Below are 6,271 nucleotides of genomic sequence, written 5' to 3' on the forward strand. Positions count from 1 at the left end.
CACAAATCACGCTTTAGTGTCCGGACACGCACCTCCTACGACCCCGCCCCCCTCCCGCCGTCGTCCCGGCTGCGGGTCCGATCCGGGCACCCACCAAGCCCGTCCGGCGATTGAGGACGGATCCGCTGCCGCTCTCAAAAAGAAGGCGGGCGGGATTCGTAGGGCGTCGACAGGACCACCGTCGTGCGGGTTGAGACTCCCGCCAAGGAGCGGATGCGGGTGAGGAGGTGTTCCAGTTCCAGTGGCGTCGGGACCCGGACCTTCAGGATGTAGTTCTCGTCCCCGGCCACACTGTGGCACGCCTCGATCTCCGGGATCCCCGCGAGCCGTTCCGCGATGTCGTCCGGTGCGCTCGGGTCGAACGGTTTCACCGAGATGAACGCGGTGAGCGGCAGGCCGACCGCCTCCGGGTCGACGACCGCCGCGTAGCCGCGGATGACTCCGCGCTGCTCCAGCCTGCGTACGCGCTGATGCACGGCCGAGGTGGACAGGCCGGTGGCCTTGCCCAGGTCTGTGTAGCTCATCCGGCCGTCGTTGACGAGCAACTCCACGATCTGACGATCCAGCTCCTCCATACGGATCAACCTATTGCCCCAGGTCACTTCAGGCACAGTCGGCGAATCAGCCGAAGCGCACCTGCGGGCGGCATGTGACGAAGACCACAGGTCTCTGGCGCGGTCCTTCGAGACCTTACGGTTACCTGGCTCGCGCGACGGGAATTGCTTGCTGTGGTCGAGACCACAAGTGCCTGGTCGGCCCACCCGAGGGGGAATGTCTCCATGCAGAGCCTGAAGCGCGCCGGACGTACCGAACCGGAGCCTGTTGATCTCGTCGACGCCGACGACATCGACTTCTACGACACCTTCGAGATGTACCGGGTCGTCTGCCCGGACTGTGCGCAGCCAATCGCGCTGCTGGCGGACGAGGACGTCCTGCCGGAGCACGCTCTGTGCCCCACTCCGTGGAACCCGTTCGTACTCTCCGTCTGTGCCGGTACGGGCCGTTCGGCGTCGGACGCCCGTCCCGCCGACGAGACGTCCGAGGCCCAGGAGCAGGACACCGCGCTGCTTCTGACGCTCCCCCAGGGGCTCAACTGGCGGACGCAGCCGTTCTCGCACGTCGGCGGACCGGGCTCGCGCCCGTTCAAGGTGCCGAGCGTCCAGCCGCACGCCGCCTGAGGTCTCCCCGGCGCGCACGCTGACCGTTCGTCAGAGAGCGTGTCGGGGGGCCGGATCAGCGTGTTTCCGGGCCCGCGAGATGACGGGCGATCACCATGCGCTGGATCTGGTTGGTGCCCTCGACGATCTGGAGCACCTTCGCCTCGCGCATGAAGCGCTCCACCGGGAAGTCCACTGTGTAGCCGTAGCCGCCGAGGACCTGTACGGCATCGACGGTGACCTGCATCGCGGTGTCCGTGCAGAACAGCTTGGCCATGGCGGCCTGTTGGGAGAACGGCCGGCCCGCGTCGCGGAGCCGGGCGGCGGCGAGATAGAGCGCGCGTCCCGCCTCGATCCGCGTGGCCATGTCGGCGAGCAGGAAGCGCAGTCCCTGGAAGTCCGCGATGGGTCTGCCGAACTGCCGTCGCCCGGTGGCGTATTCGACGGATTCGTCCAAGGCGGCCTGGGCAAGGCCGATGGCGCAGGCTGCGATCCCGAGACGGCCCGAGTCGAGCGCCGACAGGGCGATCGCGAAGCCCTGTCCCTCTTCGCCGATACGGCGGCCGTCGGCCACCCGTACGCCGTCGAAGTGGAGTTGGGCGGTGGGCGAGCCCTTCATGCCCATCTTCTTCTCGGGAGCCGCCGCGTTCAGGCCGGGCGCGTCGCCCGGTACGAGGAACGCCGTGATGCCCCGGGCGCCTTCCTCGCCGGTGCGGGCCAGCACGGTGCAGAAGTCCGCGATCCCGCCATGGGTGATCCAGGCCTTGGTGCCGGTGATCACCCACTCGTCACCGTCCCGTACGGCCTTCGTACGCAGCGAGGCGGCGTCCGAGCCGGAGGCGGGCTCGGAGAGGCAGTAGGCCCCCAGCAGGCCGCCGCTCAGCATGGCGGGAAGGTATTGGGCCTGCTGCTCCTTGGTGCCGTAGCCGGCGAGGGCGTGGCAGGCCAGGGAGTGCACGCTGACGCCGAGGCCGACGGTGAGCCGGGCCGCGGCCAGTTCTTCGAGTACCTGGAGGTAGACCTCGTACGGCTGGTCACCGCCGCCGTGGGCGGAGTCGTAGGGAAGGCCGAGCAGGCCGGACTCGGAGAGCAGGGTGAAGAGTTCGCGCGGGAAGTGTCCCGCTTCCTCCTCCTCGGCCGCCCAGGGAGCGATCTCCCGCTCGATGATGTCGCGTACGAGGGCGACGAGGTCCTTGGACTCCTCGGTGGGCAGTTGCCTGTCCACCGGTCGCGGGGCGCGGTCGGGCATGGCGGCGCTCTCCTCCCTGTCGGGCACTTCGGCGGTCGCACGCGCAGGGTGTGGGCGGCGGCGCCGGCTGGAGTCCGGGGGTGCCCCCGGACGGCAGTTCTGCCCAACCGATGCTGCCCTCCCGGATCGCGGAAGCGGCTGACCAGCGGTTGTGGCGCGTCGAGTATGCCCGATCAGCGGCGTTCCGTCACGGGCCGGCGGAAGCTCTCCGCAGGGCCGAACCTGGTCCGAACCATTGACCCACTGGTCTAGTCCTTCTAACGTTCCCTCTCAACGCGTTCATGTCACTCTCCCCCCACTCGTTTCTTCCTCCCCCACGAGGAGACTCCATGCTCAGGCTCCACCGCTCCCGTGCCCGGTTCCGGGCGCTGATCGCCGCCGCGTGCACCGCCGTACTCGGCGTGACGCTGCTGGCCGGCAGCGCCTCGGCCGATGAGACCACCGTTTCCGCCGCCCCCACAGCGGCAGGCGACAAGGTCGTCGGTTACTTCACCAACTGGGGCGTCTACGACCGCAATTACCACGTCAAGAACATCGAGACCTCCGGCTCGGCCGGCAAGCTCACGCACATCAACTACGCCTTCGGCAATGTGACCGGCGGAAAGTGCGCGATCGGTGACTCGTACGCCGACTACGAGAAGGCCTACACCGCGGACCAGAGCGTCGACGGCGTCGCCGACACCTGGGACCAGCCGCTGCGCGGCAACTTCAACCAGCTCCGCAAGCTCAAGGCGCTCCATCCCGGTCTCAAGGTCATCTGGTCGTTCGGCGGCTGGTCCTGGTCCGGCGGCTTCGGCCAGGCGGCACAGAATCCGGCCGCCTTCGCGCAGTCCTGCCGCGAGCTGGTCGAGGACCCGCGCTGGGCCGATGTCTTCGACGGTATCGACATCGACTGGGAGTACCCCAACGCCTGCGGTCTGACCTGCGACACCAGCGGCCGTGACGCCTTCAGGAACCTCGCGTCCGCGCTGCGCGCCGAGTTCGGGTCCGGTGCTCTGGTGACTGCGGCCATCACGGCCGACGGCTCCGACGGCGGGAAGATCGACGCCGCCGACTACGCGGGCGCCGCGCGGTACCTCGACTGGTACAACCCGATGACCTACGACTTCTTCGGTGCCTTCGCGGCCCAGGGCCCCACGGCCCCGCACTCGCCGCTGACCTCCTACCCGGGCATCCCGACCGAGGGCTTCACCTCGGACGCGGCGGTCAGCAAGCTCAAGGGGCTCGGTATCCCGTCGGAGAAGCTGCTGCTCGGTATCGGCTTCTACGGGCGCGGCTGGTCCGGTGTGACACAGAAGGAGCCGGGCGGTACGGCGACGGGCGCGGCACCGGGCACCTACGAGGCCGGTATCGAGGACTACAAGGTCCTCAAGAACTCCTGCCCGGCCAATGGAACGGTCGCGGGCACGGCGTACGCCTTCTGCGGAAACCAGTGGTGGAGCTACGACACGCCCGCGACCATCGCCGGGAAGATGGCGTACAAGAACCAGCAGGGCCTGGGCGGCACGTTCTTCTGGGAGCTGAGCGGCGACACCACCGACGGTGAACTGATCAAGTCCATCGACTAGTTCCTGTAGTTCCTGTTCGGCAGGGACTCTCATGGCTCGCCGGGGGCGGGGTGGCTGCTCAGCCCCCGTCCCCGGCGTCATATCCGCGGCGGTTCCGGCTGCTTCTCCTGCTCCTCCCGTCCGGTGAACGGGCGCCAGGCGAGGTCCGGCGGCGGCGCCGGGCACTCCGGCGCGAACTCCTCGATCGTGTTGAGGGTGTGGCGCAGCATACGGACCAGCAGATCGCGCGGGATCTCCAGCGTCAGCTCCTGGTGGCCCAGCCACTCCAGCGTGAGCCACTCGACACTGCTGAGCCAGCCGAGCAGCGCGAGCCGGGCGATCGCCGGAATGTCGCTCCTGCCGTAGGCGGCTTCGGCGAGCGTGATGACCAGACCGGTGCGTACGGCGTCCCGGATGGCCTGCACCTGGGTGTCGAAGCCGACACCGCCGGTGATGATGGTGCGGTACGCGGCCTCGTTCTGCTGGGCGAAGCGGAGGTAGGCCTCGACCGTGCGCTGGATCCGTTCCGTACGCGGCAGTTCGGCACCGCCCGCGGCGGCGAGGGTGACCAGTTCGGCGACCGAGTCCTCGACGATGGCGAGGTAGTAGCCGCGCTTGTTCTTGAAGTAGTAGTAGATCAGGCCCTTGGCGACACCGGCGTGCTGGGCGATGTCGTCCATCGACAGCGCGTCGTACGAGGTGTTGGCGAACAACTTCCGGCCGGTCGCGATGAGTTCGGAGCGCCGCACCTGCGATCGCGCGGAGGTGCCACGCTGTTGACTACGGTTCACATTCGCGTCCTGGTCTCCGGCTGCCACGGGATTCCCGCAAGATTTCCCGCAGTATTGCAGAGAGAGCAGAGCGTCTCACGGAGTGACCACGGCGGCCCGGTGCCGGTGGCCCGGAGGCGAAGCGGAACGTCTCCGCCGCCGGGCCCGGCCGTCCATGAGCCGGTCGGACCGGTCGTTCACGGGCCGGTCAGAGCAGGCCCACCGCCCGCAGGGCGCGCCGCTGGACCGTGGACGGCGCGGCGGGCCAGTAGACGTAACAGACACCGCCGGTGCCGGACGCCACATTGCCGGAGGCGTTGTACCGCTTGGTACGGAGCCAGATCGTCTCCCACTCCGCACGGCGGTAGATCCGGCGCACGGCGGGATTGTCGGGCGAGGCGGGATCGTTGGCGATCACATCACCGTCGGCCGTGAAGCCGATCACGGTCATGAGATGGCCCGAGGTGCCGTAGCCGGCTCCCGTCAGCTCCTCCTTGAGGAAGGACTGCGAGGTGATGACGGGAATGCCCGCGCGGATCAGGGTCTCCACCTCGGTGAGCGAGCCGAGCCGGGTGACGGCCGCGCGCATGTCCCGGTAGGTGGCCGCGTAGGCGGCGTTGAAGGGCCAGTTGCCGCAGCCCCCGTACTGGTAGTCGTAGGTGAACCGGGCCGCGTGGCAGACCTGTGGATCGGCGTACTCCGGATTGACCCAGGCGAGATCCTCGGCGCTGGGCCCGCGCCGCCAGTACTCGATGATCATCTGCGAGGAGGTGGGACTGCACCAGGCCTCGCCGCCGTTGTCGTACTCGGGATACTGCCCGGCGTGGATGTTCTGCGAGTAGCGCGGCACGATCAGCTCACGGGCGAGCCCGGGTACGGAGGCCGGGACGGTGAACCGGTCCGGGATGTCCGAGGCCATCGCTCCGACCCGGTGGACGACCGGAGTGAACCGGCTGCCGGGCGTGCGGTAGAGCGTGAGCCGCAGCCGGTAGGAGTCCAGACGCAGTCCGCTCGCCGGCTCGTCCACCGAGAAGGTGTCGGTCCAGATGGTGCTGCGCCCGTCGCTCTGGCCGTCGACGGAGGTGCGCCGGATGTCGTCCGCGGCGTCGCCCGCGGTCCAGCGGCCCATGACGTACCACGGTGTGTCGGTGCCGTCGGAGTACCGGCCGCGCAGTTCGATCTGGAGCCAGGTGCCGACCGGAGTCGTGGCGTTCCAGGAGGCGATCACCTCGGTGGCCGGAACCTTCGAGCGGCGTACGGGCGAGGTCCAGGTCGCGTACTCCCAGGTGGTGATCTGCCCGGTGTGCGGATCGGAATAGTCCGTACGGCCGGCCGGAGCGCCGATCACCAGTGCGGGCCGGCTGCCGGACACGGCCCGGGTGCCCTGGTGCCCGCCGGAGCGCCAGTCGGTGTACGAGGTCCAGAAGGCGTTGTCCACGAGAGGCCTGGCGCGGTCGGGAGCGTTCGGGGCCGAGGAGCCGGCCGCTGCCGCTGCCGCCGGGACGGCGGAGACCGCTCCGGCAGCGGCGGCGGCGGGAGCGGCGGGGG

The 6,271-nt window shown here is 69.2% G+C and carries 6 protein-coding genes; 2 read left to right on the plus strand and 4 right to left on the minus strand.

The window, feature by feature from the left end; genetic code table 11:
- Positions 1–134 precede the first annotated feature (134 nt).
- Positions 135–575 carry an Lrp/AsnC family transcriptional regulator gene (locus GA0115259_RS24185; RefSeq protein WP_066956527.1) on the minus strand — a complete coding sequence of 147 codons (441 nt, stop codon included), beginning with the start codon at positions 573–575 and terminating at the stop codon, positions 135–137.
- Positions 576–779: 204 nt separating this feature from the next.
- Here GA0115259_RS24185 and GA0115259_RS24190 point away from each other — a divergent pair, with 204 nt between their 5' ends.
- Positions 780–1,178: a hypothetical protein gene (locus GA0115259_RS24190; RefSeq protein ID WP_093600941.1), complete on the plus strand. Its 399-nt coding sequence runs from the start codon at positions 780–782 to the stop codon at positions 1,176–1,178.
- 55 nt (positions 1,179–1,233) lie between these two features.
- Here GA0115259_RS24190 and GA0115259_RS24195 read toward each other — a convergent pair whose 3' ends face one another.
- Positions 1,234–2,406: an acyl-CoA dehydrogenase family protein gene (locus GA0115259_RS24195; protein ID WP_093600943.1), complete on the minus strand. Its 1,173-nt coding sequence runs from the start codon at positions 2,404–2,406 to the stop codon at positions 1,234–1,236.
- 329 nt (positions 2,407–2,735) lie between these two features.
- Here GA0115259_RS24195 and GA0115259_RS24200 point away from each other — a divergent pair, with 329 nt between their 5' ends.
- Positions 2,736–3,974 carry a glycoside hydrolase family 18 protein gene (locus GA0115259_RS24200; RefSeq protein WP_093600945.1) on the plus strand — a complete coding sequence of 413 codons (1,239 nt, stop codon included), beginning with the start codon at positions 2,736–2,738 and terminating at the stop codon, positions 3,972–3,974.
- Positions 3,975–4,051: 77 nt separating this feature from the next.
- Here the strand turns inward: GA0115259_RS24200 and GA0115259_RS24205 are convergent, their stop codons facing one another.
- Together GA0115259_RS24205 and GA0115259_RS24210 are read right to left on the minus strand one after the other, a co-directional pair.
- On the minus strand, positions 4,052–4,744 hold the full coding sequence (locus GA0115259_RS24205) for a TetR/AcrR family transcriptional regulator (protein ID WP_093600949.1): 693 nt from the start codon (positions 4,742–4,744) through the stop codon (positions 4,052–4,054).
- A gap of 187 nt (positions 4,745–4,931) precedes the next feature.
- Positions 4,932–6,271 (minus strand): peptidase C39 family protein (locus GA0115259_RS24210; protein ID WP_202450297.1); only part of this gene is annotated, 1,340 nt, incomplete at its 5' end.

Source organism: Streptomyces sp. MnatMP-M17, from assembly GCF_900091995.1.
In the GTDB taxonomy this organism is placed as follows: Bacteria; Actinomycetota; Actinomycetes; order Streptomycetales; family Streptomycetaceae; genus Streptomyces.

Excerpts from the sequence above, each read along its gene's own strand:
- GA0115259_RS24200 (WP_093600945.1), top strand. The coding sequence starts at position 2,736 with ATGCTCAGGCTCCACCGCTCCCGTGCCCGGTTCCGGGCGCTGATCGCC.
- GA0115259_RS24195 (WP_093600943.1), bottom strand. The coding sequence starts at position 2,406 with ATGCCCGACCGCGCCCCGCGACCGGTGGACAGGCAACTGCCCACCGAG.
- GA0115259_RS24185 (WP_066956527.1), bottom strand. The coding sequence starts at position 575 with ATGGAGGAGCTGGATCGTCAGATCGTGGAGTTGCTCGTCAACGACGGC.
- GA0115259_RS24190 (WP_093600941.1), top strand. The coding sequence starts at position 780 with ATGCAGAGCCTGAAGCGCGCCGGACGTACCGAACCGGAGCCTGTTGAT.